At 72.1% G+C, this 15,292-nt stretch carries 17 protein-coding genes; 13 read left to right on the forward strand and 4 right to left on the reverse strand.

Annotated elements, in window-relative coordinates:
- Positions 1-62 precede the first annotated feature (62 nt).
- The 9 genes from atpB to yaaA all read left to right on the forward strand — a co-directional run bounded on the left by atpB (position 63) and on the right by yaaA (position 7,844).
- A complete protein-coding gene (atpB, locus tag KYT88_RS06045; RefSeq protein WP_237583810.1) occupies positions 63-911 on the forward strand; it encodes a F0F1 ATP synthase subunit A in 849 nt (282 codons plus the stop codon).
- Positions 912-957: 46 nt separating this feature from the next.
- On the forward strand, positions 958-1,191 hold the full coding sequence (locus KYT88_RS06050) for an ATP synthase F0 subunit C (RefSeq protein WP_012037850.1): 234 nt from the start codon (positions 958-960) through the stop codon (positions 1,189-1,191).
- Positions 1,192-1,202: 11 nt separating this feature from the next.
- On the forward strand, positions 1,203-1,769 hold the full coding sequence (locus KYT88_RS06055; protein WP_012037851.1) for a F0F1 ATP synthase subunit B: 567 nt from the start codon (positions 1,203-1,205) through the stop codon (positions 1,767-1,769).
- A complete protein-coding gene (locus KYT88_RS06060) occupies positions 1,769-2,560 on the forward strand; it encodes a F0F1 ATP synthase subunit delta (protein ID WP_043587604.1) in 792 nt (263 codons plus the stop codon). Before KYT88_RS06055 ends, KYT88_RS06060 begins: the two co-directional genes overlap by 1 nt.
- A gap of 55 nt (positions 2,561-2,615) precedes the next feature.
- Complete coding sequence (gene atpA / locus KYT88_RS06065) at positions 2,616-4,253, forward strand: F0F1 ATP synthase subunit alpha (protein ID WP_043587603.1); 1,638 nt, start codon at positions 2,616-2,618, stop codon at positions 4,251-4,253.
- A 49-nt stretch (positions 4,254-4,302) separates the two neighbouring features.
- Positions 4,303-5,202 carry a F0F1 ATP synthase subunit gamma gene (locus KYT88_RS06070; RefSeq protein ID WP_043587601.1) on the forward strand — a complete coding sequence of 300 codons (900 nt, stop codon included), beginning with the start codon at positions 4,303-4,305 and terminating at the stop codon, positions 5,200-5,202.
- A 35-nt stretch (positions 5,203-5,237) separates the two neighbouring features.
- Positions 5,238-6,698 (forward strand): F0F1 ATP synthase subunit beta, encoded by a 1,461-nt coding sequence (gene atpD / locus KYT88_RS06075; protein ID WP_012037855.1) that lies wholly within the window; start codon positions 5,238-5,240, stop codon positions 6,696-6,698.
- Between the two features lies 1 nt (position 6,699).
- Positions 6,700-6,969: a F0F1 ATP synthase subunit epsilon gene (locus KYT88_RS06080; RefSeq protein ID WP_012037856.1), complete on the forward strand. Its 270-nt coding sequence runs from the start codon at positions 6,700-6,702 to the stop codon at positions 6,967-6,969.
- Between the two features lie 119 nt (positions 6,970-7,088).
- A complete protein-coding gene (gene yaaA / locus KYT88_RS06085; RefSeq protein WP_043587599.1) occupies positions 7,089-7,844 on the forward strand; it encodes a peroxide stress protein YaaA in 756 nt (251 codons plus the stop codon).
- 12 nt (positions 7,845-7,856) lie between these two features.
- Here the strand turns inward: yaaA and KYT88_RS06090 are convergent, their stop codons facing one another.
- The 3 genes from KYT88_RS06090 to KYT88_RS06100 form a co-directional block, all read right to left on the reverse strand.
- The gene (locus KYT88_RS06090; RefSeq protein WP_043587598.1) at positions 7,857-8,450 is read right to left on the reverse strand and encodes a DNA-3-methyladenine glycosylase I; all 594 of its coding nucleotides are present in this window, start codon (positions 8,448-8,450) and stop codon (positions 7,857-7,859) included.
- Positions 8,447-9,067, reverse strand: coding sequence for a methylated-DNA--[protein]-cysteine S-methyltransferase (locus KYT88_RS06095; protein ID WP_200871156.1), 621 nt, complete (start codon positions 9,065-9,067; stop codon positions 8,447-8,449). The genes KYT88_RS06090 and KYT88_RS06095 overlap by 4 nt, the downstream gene beginning before the upstream one ends.
- A gap of 106 nt (positions 9,068-9,173) precedes the next feature.
- Complete coding sequence (locus KYT88_RS06100) at positions 9,174-9,653, reverse strand: Lrp/AsnC family transcriptional regulator (RefSeq protein ID WP_043587596.1); 480 nt, start codon at positions 9,651-9,653, stop codon at positions 9,174-9,176.
- Positions 9,654-9,882: 229 nt separating this feature from the next.
- On the opposite strand from KYT88_RS06100, the gene KYT88_RS06105 reads away from it, so the two are divergent.
- Entirely contained in the window at positions 9,883-11,010 is a 1,128-nt protein-coding gene (locus KYT88_RS06105) for an FHA domain-containing protein (RefSeq protein WP_043587594.1), read from the forward strand.
- A complete protein-coding gene (locus KYT88_RS06110) occupies positions 11,007-11,843 on the forward strand; it encodes a PP2C family protein-serine/threonine phosphatase (protein ID WP_043587592.1) in 837 nt (278 codons plus the stop codon). The genes KYT88_RS06105 and KYT88_RS06110 overlap by 4 nt, the downstream gene beginning before the upstream one ends.
- Before the next feature lie 54 nt (positions 11,844-11,897).
- On the opposite strand, the gene dapD is transcribed toward KYT88_RS06110, so the two are convergent.
- Positions 11,898-12,896, reverse strand: a complete 999-nt coding sequence (gene dapD, locus KYT88_RS06115; RefSeq protein WP_043587590.1) for a 2,3,4,5-tetrahydropyridine-2,6-dicarboxylate N-succinyltransferase — start codon at positions 12,894-12,896, stop codon at positions 11,898-11,900.
- Positions 12,897-12,975: 79 nt separating this feature from the next.
- Between dapD and dapE the strand changes: the two genes are divergently transcribed.
- Together dapE and KYT88_RS06125 are read left to right on the forward strand one after the other, a co-directional pair.
- Positions 12,976-14,073, forward strand: coding sequence for a succinyl-diaminopimelate desuccinylase (gene dapE, locus KYT88_RS06120; protein WP_043587587.1), 1,098 nt, complete (start codon positions 12,976-12,978; stop codon positions 14,071-14,073).
- Positions 14,055-15,287 (forward strand): hypothetical protein, encoded by a 1,233-nt coding sequence (locus KYT88_RS06125; protein ID WP_043587993.1) that lies wholly within the window; start codon positions 14,055-14,057, stop codon positions 15,285-15,287. Before dapE ends, KYT88_RS06125 begins: the two co-directional genes overlap by 19 nt.
- Positions 15,288-15,292: the final 5 nt, after the last annotated feature.

The following is a 15,292-nucleotide window of genomic DNA, read 5'->3' on the forward strand; positions in this document are numbered from 1 at the left end:
GTGCCCAGAACCACCTCACGCCGGCGTCTTCTCACCCCATCCGTTCGTCGCCGCGAGAGCTCGTGCTCCACGCCCCGAAACAGGAGATAGCGCTGTTAGCCACCGCTGCACCCAGCATCATCACCCTCGCCGCTGAAGACTCGGGTGAGGGGTTCCACGCTCCCACGCTCGAGGAGTTCTTCCCGCCGATCGCCTTCTTCGAGGGCACGGGCTTCGACCTCAACCGCATCATGCTCATCAGGCTCCTGGTGATGGCGGTCCTCGTCGTCCTGTTCGTCCTCGGCACGCGCAAGCTCGCGCTGGTGCCCGGCCGCGGCCAGAACCTCGTCGAGATGGGCGTCGACTTCGTCCGCGTCAACATCGCGGAGGACATCCTCGGCAAGAAGGACGGCCGGCGCTTCCTGCCGATCATCATGACCATCTTCTTCCTGGTCCTCGGCATGAACCTGACGGGCGTCGTCCCGTTCCTCAACATCGCGGGCACGTCGGTCATCGGCCTCCCGCTGCTCCTGGCCCTCGTGGCGTACGTGACCTTCATCTACGCCGGCATCAAGGACCGGGGCGTGATGTTCTTCAAGAACACGCTGTTCCCCGCCGGTGCGCCGAAGCCGGTCTACCTGCTCCTCACGCCCATCGAGTTCCTCTCGACGTTCATCATCCGGCCGGTCGCGCTCACGCTCCGACTCCTGATGAACATGCTCGTGGGGCACCTCCTGCTGGTGCTCTGCTTCTCCGCGACGTGGTTCTTCCTCTTCGAGGCGCAGGGCGCGCTCAAGATCCTGGGCGCGGGCACCCTCGTCCTCGGGTTCGCGTTCACGCTCTTCGAGCTGCTCGTCGCCGTCCTGCAGGCCTACATCTTCGCCCTCCTCACCGCCGTCTACATCCAGATGGCCGTGGCGGAGGAGCACTAAGCGATCTCGTCGACCAACGAGATCACCCAACCGGAAGGAAACCCCAGTGGACCCCATCATTCTCGCCGAGATCAACGGCAACATCGCGACCGTCGGCTACGGCCTCGCAGCGATCGGCCCCGGCATCGGTGTCGGGATCGTCGCGGGCAAGACCGTCGAGGCCATGGCCCGCCAGCCCGAGATGGCCGGCAGCCTCCGCACCACGATGTTCCTCGGCATCGCGTTCTCCGAGGCGCTCGCGCTCATCGGCCTCGCGACCTACTTCATCTTCACCAACTAGGGGACACGCACATGCTCACGCCCCACAACGTGATGGCGGCAGGTGAAGAAGCGCCGAGCATCCTCCTACCCGCGGTCTACGACATCGTGTGGTCGGCGGTCGTGTTCGTCGTCCTCCTGGTCGTCATCTGGAAGTACGCGCTCCCGCGCGTCTACGCCATGCTCGACGGCCGCACCGAGGCCATCGCCGGCGGCATCGAGAAGGCCGAGCGCGCGCAGGCGGAAGCCGACGCCGCGAAGGCCGAGCTGACCGCCCAGCTCGCCGAGGCACGCGCCGAGGCCGGCCGCATCCGCGAGCAGGCCCGCGTCGACGCCACGGCGATCGCCGCGGAGATCAAGGAGCAGGCCACGGCCGACGCCGCCCGGATCACCGCGAGCGCTCAGCAGCAGATCGAGGCCGAGCGCCAGCAGGCGGTCGTCTCGCTCCGGTCCGAGGTCGGATCGCTCGCGATCGACCTCGCATCGGGCGTCATCGGCCAGAGCCTCACGGACGACCAGCGCTCCACCGCGCTCGTCGACCGGTTCCTCGCCGACCTGGAGGCCAGCGAGACCGCCGGCAGGACGGGATCCGCCAGCTGATGGGCAGTGCATCGCGCGCATCGCTCGACTCCGCACGCCGCGTCCTCGCGGAGCTCGGGGGCGTCGACCTGTCGACGGCCGGTCAGCTCCTCGGAGCCGGCCGCGCCATCGGCGGATCCACGCACCTGCTCTCCGCGCTGGCGGACACCGGCATCGCGCCGGAGGTCAAGCACAGCATCGTGGACCGGGTATTCGGCGCCACCGTGCAGGAGCCGGCGCTGCGCGTCCTCCGCGCGGTCGTCGACGGACGCTGGTCGTCGCATGACGAGCTGCTGGCGGGCATCGAGGAGCTCGGCATCCGCGCCGTCGCGATTTCCGCACCCGAGGGCACGCCCGTCGAGTCCGAGCTGTTCACGTTCGGACGCGCGGTGTCCACCGACGACGGCCTCGAGCTGGCGTTCGGCGACAAGCTGGGCGACCCGCAGGGCAAGTCGACCCTCGTCCACCGTCTCCTCGACGGCCGGGCATCGGAGCAGACGGTCGTCATCGTCGAGCAGCTCGTGCAGCAGCCCCGCGGCCGCCGCATCGGCGAGCTCGTCCGTCACGCAGCCACCCTCGTGGCCGACCAGGCGGGCCTCACCATCGCCACGGTCAGCGTCGCCTCGCCCCTGTCGCCCGAGCAGTCGGAGCGGCTGGCGCAGGCACTGAGCCGCCGGTACTCCCGGCGGATCGAGCTGAACCAGGTCGTGGACCGCGACCTCGTCGGCGGCCTCCGCGTCCAGATCGGCGACGACGTCATCGACGGCAGCGTCGCCACCAGGATCAACGATTTGAGACTCCAGTTCGCCTGACCGGCGGGCGTCACCTCGGGAGCCGTCCGCTCTCGTGAATGCAAAGGGAAAGAAGATGGCAGAACTTTCGATCAGCCCCGACGAGATCCGGGACGCGCTCAAGGACTTCGTGCAGTCCTACGAGCCCGGCAAGGCCTCGACCACCGAGGTCGGCTACGTGCTCGACGCGGGCGACGGAATCGCCCACGTGCAGGGCCTGCCCGGCGTCATGGCCAACGAGCTCATCACGTTCGCCGACGGGACCCTGGGCCTCGCCCAGAACCTGGAGGAGAGCGAGATCGGCGTCATCGTGCTCGGCGAGTTCGCCGGCATCGAGGAGGGCATGGAGGTGCGCCGCACCGGCGAGGTGCTCTCCGTCCCCGTCGGCGACGGCTACCTCGGCCGCGTCGTCGACCCGCTGGGCAACCCCATCGACGGCCAGGGCGAGATCGCGACCGAGGGCCGCCGCGCCCTCGAGCTCCAGGCGCCCGGCGTCATGCAGCGCAAGAGCGTGCACGAGCCCATGCAGACCGGCATCAAGGCCATCGACGCCATGATCCCGATCGGCCGCGGCCAGCGCCAGCTCATCATCGGCGACCGCCAGACCGGCAAGACGGCCATCGCGATCGACACGATCATCAACCAGAAGGCCAACTGGGAGTCCGGCGACACGAACAAGCAGGTCCGCTGCATCTACGTCGCCATCGGCCAGAAGGGCTCGACCATCGCCTCGGTGAAGGGCGCCCTCGAGGAGGCCGGCGCCATGGAGTACACGACCATCGTCGCGTCCCCCGCGTCCGACCCCGCCGGCTTCAAGTACCTCGCGCCCTACACCGGCTCGGCCATCGGCCAGCACTGGATGTATGGCGGCAAGCACGTCCTCATCATCTTCGACGACCTGTCCAAGCAGGCCGAGGCCTACCGCGCCGTCTCGCTCCTCCTGCGCCGCCCGCCGGGACGCGAGGCGTACCCCGGCGACGTGTTCTACCTGCACTCCCGCCTGCTCGAGCGCTGCGCCAAGCTCTCGGACGAGCTGGGCGCCGGATCGATGACAGGCCTGCCCATCATCGAGACGAAGGCGAACGACGTCTCGGCGTACATCCCCACCAACGTGATCTCGATCACCGACGGCCAGATCTTCCTCCAGTCGGACCTGTTCAACGCGAACCAGCGTCCCGCGGTGGACGTCGGCATCTCGGTGTCCCGCGTCGGCGGCGACGCCCAGGTGAAGAGCATCAAGAAGGTCTCCGGCACGCTCAAGCTCGAGCTCGCGCAGTACCGCTCGCTCGAGGCGTTCGCGATCTTCGCGTCCGACCTCGACGCGGCCAGCCGTCGCCAGCTCGCCCGCGGCGCGCGCCTCACCGAGCTGCTCAAGCAGCCGCAGTACTCGCCGTTCCCCATCGAGGAGCAGGTCGTCTCGATCTGGGCGGGCACGAAGGGCAAGCTCGACGAGGTGCCCGTCGAGGACATCCTCCGCTTCGAGCGCGAGCTGCTCGACCACCTCCACCGCAACACGGAGGTGCTCTCGCAGCTCAAGGAGAAGAACGTCCTCACCGACGACATCGTCGACGCGATGGACAAGGCCGTGGACGCGTTCAAGCTCGAGTTCCAGACGGGCGAGGGCAAGCCGCTCGCCTCCGTGGGATCCGAGAAGTTCGAGCCCGCCAAGGCCGAGGACGTCAACCAGGAGCAGATCGTCAAGGGCAAGCGCTGACGCGCTCGCCCCACCGATCCGCCACCGACCGAGACCGATAGGGAGACTCATGGGAGCGCAACTCCGGGTCTACACGCAGAAGATCAAGTCCGCGCAGACGACGAAGAAGATCACCCGCGCGATGGAGCTGATCTCCGCGTCGCGCATCCAGAAGGCGCAGCAGCGGATGGCGGCGTCCGCGCCGTACTCCCGCGCCGTCACGCGCGCGGTCTCGGCGGTGGCGACGTTCTCGAACGTCGACCACATCCTCACGACCGAGCCCGAGAAGGTGGAGCGGGCGGCGATCGTCATCTTCGCCTCCGACCGCGGCCTCGCGGGCGCGTTCAGCTCCAGCGTCCTGAAGGAGTCGGAGCAGCTCGCCGAGCTGCTCCGGTCGCAGGGCAAGGAGATCGTCTACTACCTGGTGGGCCGCAAGGCCGTCGGGTACTTCAAGTTCCGGAAGCGCTCCTCGGAGCGCATCTGGACCGGCAGCACCGAGAAGCCGGAGTTCGAGACCGCGAAGTCCATCGGCGACGCGCTCGTGGAGAAGTTCGTGACGCCGGCGTCCGAGGGCGGGGTCGATGAGATCCACATCGTCTTCAACCGCTTCGTGTCGATCGCGACGCAGAAGCCCGAGGTCGTCAGGCTGCTGCCGCTCGAGGTCGTCGAGGGGGTGGAGGCGCCCGGCGAGGGTGCCGTCCTGCCGCTCTACGAGTTCGAGCCCGAGGTGGGCGACGTGCTCGACGCGCTGCTGCCCGTCTACATCGAGAGCCGCATCTTCAACGCGATGCTCCAGTCGGCCGCCTCCGAGCACGCCGCGCGCCAGAAGGCCATGAAGTCGGCGAGCGACAACGCCGACAAGCTCGTGACCACCTACACGCGGCTGCGGAACAACGCGCGCCAGACCGAGATCACGCAGCAGATCTCCGAGATCGTCGGCGGCGCGGACGCGCTCGCCTCCAGCAAGTAACACTCCTGCTCCACGAATGAAGAAGAGAGACATCAATGACTGACACCGCCACTGCGCCGGTCGCCAGCGACAGCGTGGCCGGCGTCGGACGCATCGTCCGCGTCACCGGCCCGGTCGTGGACATCGAGTTCCCGCACGACTCGATCCCCCCGGTCTACAACGCCCTCAAGACGACGATCACCATCGGCGAGGAGTCGACGGAGATCACGCTCGAGATCGCGCTGCACCTCGGCGACGACGTCGTGCGCGCCATCGCCCTGAAGCCCACGGACGGCCTCGTCCGCGGCCAGGAGGTGCGCGACACGGGTGCCGCCATCTCGGTGCCCGTCGGCGACATCACCAAGGGCAAGGTCTTCAACGTCACCGGCGACATCCTCAACAACGAGGGTGGCGAGCCGATCGAGATCACCGAGCGCTGGCCCATCCACCGCAAGCCCCCGATGTTCGACCAGCTCGAGTCCAAGACGCAGCTGTTCGAGACCGGCATCAAGGTCATCGACCTCCTCACCCCGTACGTGCAGGGCGGCAAGATCGGCCTGTTCGGCGGCGCGGGCGTCGGCAAGACCGTCCTCATCCAGGAGATGATCCAGCGCGTCGCGCAGGACCACGGCGGCGTGTCCGTGTTCGCCGGCGTCGGCGAGCGCACCCGCGAGGGCAACGACCTCATCATGGAGATGGAGGAGGCCGGCGTCTTCGACAAGACCGCGTTGGTCTTCGGCCAGATGGACGAGCCGCCGGGAACGCGCCTCCGCGTGGCCCTGTCCGCGCTCACGATGGCGGAGTACTTCCGCGACGTGAAGAACCAGGACGTGCTGCTCTTCATCGACAACATCTTCCGCTTCACGCAGGCCGGCTCCGAGGTCTCCACGCTGCTCGGCCGCATGCCGTCCGCGGTGGGCTACCAGCCGAACCTCGCGGACGAGATGGGCGTGCTCCAGGAGCGCATCACGTCGACCCGCGGCCACAGCATCACCTCGCTGCAGGCCATCTACGTCCCCGCGGACGACTACACCGACCCGGCACCGGCCACCACGTTCGCGCACCTCGACGCGACCACGGAGCTCAGCCGAGAGATCGCCTCGCGCGGCCTCTACCCGGCCGTCGACCCGCTGACGTCCACCAGCCGCATCCTCGACCCGCGGTACCTGGGCCAGGCGCACTACGACACGGCCACCCGCGTCAAGGCGATCCTGCAGAAGAACAAGGAGCTGCAGGAGATCATCGCGATCCTCGGCGTCGACGAGCTCTCCGAGGAGGACAAGGTCACGGTGTCGCGTGCGCGCCGCATCCAGCAGTTCCTCTCGCAGAACACGTACATGGCGAAGAAGTTCACGGGCGTCGAGGGCTCCACGGTGCCGCTAAAGAACACCATCGAGTCGTTCTCGAAGATCGCCGACGGCGACTACGACCACGTCGCCGAGCAGGCGTTCTTCAACGTCGGCGACCTCGACGACGTCGAGCGCCGCTGGTCCGAGATCCAGAAGGAGAACGGCTGACATGGCCCGCGCTGATCTCACGGTGACCGTGGTCTCGGCCGACCAGCAGGTCTGGTCGGGCCAGGCGTCCATGGTCGTCGCGCGCACGAGCGAGGGCGAGATCGGCATCCTCGCCGGTCACGAGCCGCTCCTGGCGATCCTCGCGACCGGCAACGTCCGCATCACGCAGGACGGCGGCGCCGTGATCACGGCCGACGCCGACGAGGGCTTCCTCTCGGTGGAGAACGACAACGTGACCGTGGTCGCGCGCAAGGCCGCGCTGGTCGCGTAGCGTCACCTCCGTCCGACGGCGGGCGGTCCCCTCGGGGGCCGTCCGCCGTCGTGCGTCCGGGCGCGCGCGGCTCGTCCCTGCCCACCCGCCCGTCCACCCCACCCGCTCCCGGAGGTCTCGTGCTCGTCCTGCTGCCCCCGTCCGAGACGAAGCGCGACGGGGGGACGGACGGATCGCGCCTCGACCTCGGCCTCCTCGCCTTCCCCGAGCTGACGGACGAGCGGCGGACGGTCGTGCGGGCCGTCGCCGACCTCGCGCAGGATCCCGAGGCCGCCGCGCGCGCCCTCAAGCTCGGACCGCGCCAAGCCGGCGAGGTCGAGCGGAACCGCCTGCTCGAGTCGTCGCCGACCATGCCCGCGCTCCGTCGCTACACCGGCGTGCTCTACGACCCGATTGGCGCCGAGTCCCTGGACGCCGCGCAGCTCGCCTTCGCCGGTCGACACGTGGCCGTGCACTCCGCGCTCCTCGGGCCCGTCCGGGCGACCGACCCGATCCCGGCCTACCGGCTCTCGCATGACAGCCGACTGCCGGGCATCCGGATGAAGGCGCACTGGGTGGACTCCGTCAGCCGCGTGCTGGAGGGGATCCCCGGCCTCGTGCTCGACCTCCGATCCGAGGGATACGCGGCCCTCGGACCGCGCCCGGGCCACGAGGACTCCGCCGTGGTGCGCGTGGTCGCTCGAGGCTCGGACGGCACGGTGCGCGCGCTCAACCACTTCAACAAGAAGGCGAAGGGCGAGCTGGTGCGGGATCTGATCCTCGCCGGCCGCGACCTCGGATCCATCGCGGAGCTGCTGGACTGGGCGGAGGGCGCCGGCGTCGAGCTGTCGCGTCGCGACTCCGGCGAGCTCGTCCTGGTCGCCGCGCCGCATTGACGGCGCCCCGTCTCAGGCGGCCAGGTGGCAGCCGACGACGTGGTCGTCGACGAGGCCCGATGACTGCATGAGCGCGTAGACGGTGGTGGGGCCCACGAAGCGGAGGCCGTGCGCCTTCAGCTCGCGGCTGAGGGCCGTGGACTCCGCCGTGACGGCGGGGATCTCGTCGGCCGCGGCCGGCCGTGGGCGTGACAGGGGATCGGACGCGTGCGCCCAGATCATCCGGTCGAGGGCACCGTCGCCGTGCGCGTCGACGAGGGCCCGCACGGCGCGCGCGTTGCCGGCGGCCGCGAGGATCTTCGCGCGGTTGCGGATGATCCCCGCGTCGCCCATGAGCCGCTCGACGTCGCCATCGTCCATGGCGGCGACCGCGTCGACGTCGAAGCCGTGGAAGACCTCGCGGAAGCGCGGGCGCTTGCGGAGGATGGTGATCCACGACAGGCCCGCCTGGAAGCCCTCGAGGCACAGCTTCTCGAAGAGCGGACGGTCGCCGTGCAGCGGGCGGCCCCACTCCTCGTCGTGGTACCTGCGGTACTCCGGGTCGGCCGCTGACCAGGCGCAGCGCGCCACGCCGTCGTCGCCGACCGTGACCGACGCCCGGGTCACGACAGCACCGAGCCCTCGAGCGCGAGCAGCCGGACCTTGGTGGCGACCCCGTCGCCCGCGCTGAAGCCGGTCACGCGGCCGTCCGAGCCGAGGACGCGGTGGCACGGGACGAGGACGCAGAGCCGGTTGGCGCCGACGGCGCCGCCGACCGCGCGCGCCCCGCCAGGACGACCCGCCGCCTGCGCGAGCGCGCCGTACGTCGTGACGCCGCCATGGGGGACGCGGGCGAGCGCCTCCCAGACGGCGACCTGGAACGGGGTCCCCGTCAACCGCACCGGGACCTCGAACGAGGTCCGGAGGCCAACGAAGTACTCGCCGAGCTGCCGGGCCGTCTCCGCGAGCACGGGGCTCGGCCGATCGTCCAGGTGGTCGAGCGGCAGGACGCCGTCGGTCGCGATGGACAGCGCCACGACCCGGCCGCCCTCGCCCACGAGCTCCAGGCGGCCGACGGGGGAGGGCACCCGGAGGAGAGCGGCGCCCGCGGGCAGGAGGCCAGCTGCGGGCGGGAGCGGACGGCGCGGATCGGGTTCGGGTGCGGGGGATCCGGGACGGCCTCGGCCGGGCGGGGGCACGTTCGGACGCGCGGGGGCGACGGCGGGAGCGGAGGAGGGGGTCATGCGGCGACCGTACGACGGACCTCGCGCATGGCGCCGGGGCCGCCGCGATCGGGGGAGGGGCGGCGAGAGCCGCCGCCGGGGGAGGAGGCGGAGGAGCGCGCCGCCGTCACCGGGAGCGCCCGTGGCCGTCCTGCGTGTGGACCTTGAGGTAGACGAAGGTCTCCGTGCTCACGACGCCATCGAGCGCGCGGATCCGGGCGTTGAGCAGCTCGACCAGCTCCTCGTCGTCCTCGCAGACGACCTCGGCGAGCAGGTCGAAGGTGCCCGCCGTCATGACCACGTAGTCGACCGCGGGGATGTCCGCGAGGGCGTCCGCGACCACGCGCACGTCGCCGCTCACGGTGACGCCGATCATGGCCTGGCGGGTGAGCCCGAGCTGCTGCGGATCGGTGAGCGCGACGATGCGGATCACGCCCGCGTCGGTGAGCTTCTGCACGCGCTGCCGGACGGCGGCCTCGCTGAGCCCGACGGCCTTGCCGATCTCGGCGTACGACCGTCGCCCGTCCTCCCGCAGCTGCTCGACGATGGAGCGGGAGATCGCGTCGAGGGGGAGCCCGCGTGCGGAGGGGCGCTGCGGCGTGCTCATCGTCCGAGCATGGCAGTCCGGCGGTGGCCGGGCAACCGGATCCGCGGCGACCGTCCACCCCCACGGTCCGGATGCCCCTCCGACAGCGCCCGGCGGGCCGCTGTCCGACGGCGGCGCTCCAGACGGTCGGGGCGCGGCCGCCCGGTAGGATCCCTGTCAGCGCGTCCGGCCGCCCGAGGCCCGACGCCCACCGCCCGACCGGGCGCCGAGCCCCGATGGAGCCGATGACGTGAGCGAGGGCTCCCACCGTTCCTCTCCCGCCGCCCGGGGATCGGCCGGCCTCGCGGTCGTGTCGCCGCACGCCGTGGTGATCCTGCCCGCGGGCGCCCCGCCCCGCGTCGTGGAGGACCTCTGGCGCATCGTCGCGGATCCGGCCACCACGGCCGAGGCGGTCGTCGCGGCGCTGCCTCTGCGGGGCGCGGACGAGGTCTCCTCCTTCGCCGTGATCGTGCACGAGTCCGCGGGGGCGGCGGGTGCGCGCCTCCAGGTGGTGCTGCGCGGGGACGCGGTCATGGACGCCGAGGTCGACGGGGACGCGGATGCCCGCCGCGTCGACGCGCGCCAGGCCCAGCCCTTCTACCTCGCCACCCTCGACCGCGTGCGCGCGTACCGCGCAGGGCACGCCGCCGCCGCCGCCTCGAGCGCATCCTCGAGCGCATCCGCGAGCGCGACCGGGGGCCTCCCGGTGATCGCGGGCGTCGTGGCCGCGGACGCCGTCGACTGGCGGCTCGGCGACGCGCCATCCGGCGACGCCGTGGCAGCTCGCGCGGACCGCCGCGGCGGCTCGCCCTCCGGGCGCCACACGTCGGCGCCGCCCGTCGACCCCGGCCTCGTCGCCACCGTCCTCGACGGGCCGGCGGATCCGGTCGAGCACGCGGGGGGACCCGATGCCCGCGAGGCCGAGGCACGCGCCGGATCCGCCGGCGTCCCCACCGTCGCGATGCCCACCGCTCCCGCGGCGGCCGAGGACGCGCACCCTGCCCGCGTCGTCCACGCGTTCCGCGTCCTGCGCGACGGCGTGCCGCACGTCGACGCCGTCGTCCCCGACCGGATCCCCCTCGACGCGCCCGCCATCGTCGGCCGCCGGCCCCGACCGCCGCGCGTCGTCCGTGGCGTCGCCCCGCGCCTCGTGGCCGTGCCGTCGCCGCTCGGCGAGATCTCCGGCACGCACCTCGGGCTCCGGCAGGACGCCGGCGTCATCGTCGTGACCGACCTCGACTCCACGAACGGCACGGTCGTGCTCGCGCCCGGGGCCGAGCACCTCGCGCTGCGTCCGGGGGAGTCGCTCGTGGTCGTGCCGGGCACGCGCATCGACATCGGCGACGGCGTCGTCCTCGAGATCCTGTCGGCCCGATGACCGCCATCGGAGCGGATGTCGCGGAGGTGTCCCTGGCGCTCCCCGACGGACGCACGCTCGTGCTCGGCTGGGCGTCCATGACCGACCGCGGGCTCCGCCGCGACCACAACGAGGACAGCGTGCTCGCGGCCGTGCCGTACTTCGCGGTGGCGGACGGGATGGGCGGCCACGCGGCGGGCGACGTGGCGAGCGACGCCGTCATCCGCCGCCTCGCCGAGGAGCAGGAGCGCGCGGAGTCCGGGTTCGCTGATCCCGAGGGCGTGGAGCCCGCGCTCGACCTGGCCGTCGGCGACATCCGCGAGGAGACCGGGGAGCTGGAGCTCCACGCGGGCACGACCGTCACGGGCGCGTGCCTGACCCTGGTGTCCGACCGCCCGTACTGGGCCGTCTTCAACGTCGGCGACTCGCGCGTCTACCAGCTCCGCGGCGACGTGCTGGAGCAGGTCACCGTGGACCACTCGGTCGTGCAGGAGATGGTGGACGCCGGCCGCATCACGCGCGCGCAGGCCGACCGGCACCCGGACGGGAACATCATCACCCGCGCCGTGGGCGTCGGCGACGCCGCCGAGGCGGACTACTGGCTCCTGCCCGTGACCGCGCGGCTGCGGCTGCTGGTCTGCTCCGACGGGCTCACCAAGGAGCTGGCCGACGCGGAGATCCGCGGGCACCTGCTGCGCGCCGACGACGCGGCGACGGCGGTGCGGGACCTCGTCGTGCACGCGCTGGATAACGGCGGGCGCGACAACGTGACGGCGATCGTGGTCGACGTGCTGAGGATCGACCCGGCCGCCGACGCGTCCGGACCCCCGCGTCGCCGCGGCCTGCTCCGCTGAGCCCGGCGCGGCCTGCTCCGCTGAGCCCGGCGCGGCCCGTCCGCGCGTCCCGCGCTACGCGTGCAGCGCGTCGTTGAGGATCGAGCCGCCGCCGAGCCGCGGCACCGCTTCGACGGCGCCCGTGAGCGAGTTGCGGCGGAAGAGGATCCCGGGCCGCCCGGACAGCTCGACGGCCTTCACCTGCGGCACGGTGCCATCCGGCCCGGGCGCCTCGCCCGCGAGCCGGACCTTGGTGCCGGCCGTCACGTAGAGGCCGGCCTCCACGACGCTGTCGTCGCCGATGGAGATGCCGACGCCCGAGTTCGCGCCCAGCAGCGCCCGCTCGCCGATGACGACGCGCTGCGTGCCGCCGCCCGAGAGCGTGCCCATGATGGACGCGCCGCCGCCGACGTCCGAGCCGTCGCCGACGACGACGCCCTGCGTGATGCGCCCCTCGACCATGGACGCGCCGAGCGTGCCCGCGTTGAAGTTGACGAAGCCCTCGTGCATCACCGTGGTGCCGGGCGCGAGGTGCGCGCCGAGCCGCACGCGCGAGGCGTCGGCGATGCGCACGCGGTCGGGCGTGACGTAGTCGAGCAGGCGCGGGAACTTGTCGATGCCGTGCGCGGCGATGCCCGCGCGCTGGAGCGACGGCCGGAGGCGGTCGAAGTCGTCGGGGTGCACGGGCCCGGCGTTGGTCCACACGACGATGGGGAGGTGGCCGAAGATCCCGTCGAGGGAGATCGTGTTCGGCGCCACGAGCAGGTGGCTGAGCAGGTGCAGCCGGAGGTACGCGTCGGGCGTCGACGTGGGGGGCGTCTGCAGGTCGATCTCGACCGTGACGATGTCGATCGTGACGCCGCGGCGCGGGTCGGCCACGGCGAGCTCCTCGATCCAGGCCGGCGCGATCCAGCGGTCGCGGCCGGCGGGCAGCGACCCGAGCTCCGGCGCGGGGAACCAGGTGTCGAGCACGGTGCCGTCCGAGGCGACGGTCGCGAGGCCGTATCCCCACGCGGATCCGGAGGCGGGAGCGGAGGCGGGCGCGACGGACGAGGGCGAATCGGGGGAGGCCATGCGGCCAGCGTACCGATCGACGTGGCCCGTCCCGGGTCCTCCCCAGGAGCGCGTGCCGCCCCCGACCTAGGATGTCCGCATGCCGACCGAGACGCCCCCCGTGCCCGTGCTCGATCTCACGGCGGGGAGCGTGGAGGTCACCCGCGCCATCTGCGACATCGAGTCCGTCTCCGGCGACGAGGCCACGCTCGCCGACGCCATCGAGCGCGCGCTGGCCGGCTGCGCGCACCTCGAGCTGGAGCGCGACGGCGACGCGGTCGTCGCCCGCACGCGCCTCGGCCGCGACCGCCGCGTCGTCATCGCCGGCCACATCGACACCGTCCCGCTCAACCGCAACCTGCCCACGCGCACCGAGCACGATGACGGCGTCGAGTACCTCTGGGGACGCGGCACGGTCGACATGAAGGCGGGCGTCGCGGTGCAGCTCGTGCTCGCGGCCGAGCTCGCGGATCCCGCCTACGACATCACCTGGATCTGGTACGACCACGAGGAGGTGTCCGACAGCCTCAACGGGCTCGGCCGCCTCGCCCGCACGCGCCCCGAGCTCCTCGAGGGCGACTTCGCGATCCTCGGGGAGCCGACGCGCGCCGAGATCGAGGGCGGCTGCAACGGCAACCTCCGCGTCGAGGTGCGCGCCTTCGGGAAGCGCTCGCACTCGGCCCGCTCCTGGGTCGGCGAGAACGCCATCCACCGCATCGCGCCCGTGCTCGACGTGCTCGCCGCCTACGAGGCGCGCGAGGTCGAGGTCGACGGCCTCGTCTACCGCGAGGGCCTCAACGCCGTCGGCGTCTCGGGAGGCATCGCGGGCAACGTGATCCCCGACGAGGCCATGGTGCACGTCAACTACCGCTTCGCCCCCAGCCGGTCCGGCGCCGAGGCCGTGGAGCACGTCACGAGCCTCTTCCCCGGCTTCGAGGTCACGGTCGTCGACCTCGCGGAGGGCGCGCGGCCCGGCCTCGACGCCGAGATCGCGCAGCCGTTCCTCGCCGCGGTCGGCGGCGAGGCGCGCCCCAAGTACGGCTGGACCGACGTCGCCCGCTTCAGCGCGCTGGGCATCCCCGCCGTGAACTACGGCCCCGGGGATCCGCTCCTCGCCCACCACGACGACGAGCGCGTCGACGTCGCCCAGATCACGTCGTGCGAGCGCGGGCTGCGGGCGTGGCTGACGGCGCGCTGACCCGGCCGGTCGGGCGCCCCGCGTCGCTCGACCTGCCGGACGCACGACCCGCCGGACGCCTGCCCTGGTGGGCGGCGGTCCTCGGCGTCTACGCCGCGAGCCGCGTCCTCACCACCGTGCTGATGCTCGTCTCGGCCCGCAGCCAGATCCGCACCCCGTGGGCCCCCGCCTCCCCGTCCTACCTGCAGTACGCCACCTTCTGGGACGCCGGCTGGTACCGCGACATCGCGACCTTCGGCTACCCGACCATCCTCCCCGTCGACGCCGCGGGCCACGTGCAGTCGAACCCGTGGGCGTTCCTGCCGGTCTACCCGGGCATCGTGCGCGCCATCCAGGACGCCACGGGCGCGCCCTTCGACGTGTCCGCCGTCGCGGTCTCGGTGGTCGCCGGCGCCGGCGCCGTGCTCGTGCTGCACCGCCTGCTGTCGCGCTTCCTCTCGCCATCGTCGACCCTCACCGCGGTCGTCATCGTCTGCGTCGCCCCGGTCTCCCCGCTCTTCCAGATCGCGTACGCCGAGAGCCTGCAGACGCTCCTGCTCCTCACCGCGCTCCTGCTCCTGGTGGAGCGGCGCTACGTGCTCCTCGCGCCCGTCGTGGTGATCATGGCGTTCACCCGCCCCCTCGGCCTCGCCTTCGCCCTCGCGCTGGTGCTGCACGGCGCCCATCGGATCGCCACGGCCCGCCGCGATCCGTTCCCGCCCGCGGAACGCGCACGGCTCGTCCTCGCGACGACGTCCGCCGTCGCCGCAGGTGCCGCGTGGCCGGTGATCGCGTGGGTCCGCACGGGCTCGTTCACGGCCTACACCGACACGGAGCTCTCCTGGCGCGCGGCCTACGTCGGCTACCGCCACCTCGTGCCCTTCGAGGCGTGGTTCGACGCCGGCGACTTCTGGATCGGCGGGATCGCCGGCGCGGTCGCCGTCCTCGTCGCCGTGGCGGCCTTCGTCCTGATCCTGCTGCGCCCCTCCGTGCGCGCCCTCGGCCCCGACCTCCGCATCTGGATCGCCTCCTACGGCCTGTACCTCTTCGCGGTCTTCTTCCCGCAGTCGAGCGTCTTCCGACTGCTCCTGCCCATGATCCCGCTGGCCGGCGCGCTCGCCGTGCCCCGGTCGCGCGCGTATCGCGTCGCGGTGGTCGTCGCCATGGTCATCGGCCAGTGGATCTGGATCGACGTCTTCTGGCGCGCCACCGCGGGCGACTGGACGCCGCCGTGACCCGG

The organism is Clavibacter sp. A6099 (assembly GCF_021919125.1).
Lineage (GTDB): Bacteria > Actinomycetota > Actinomycetes > Actinomycetales > Microbacteriaceae > Clavibacter > Clavibacter seminis.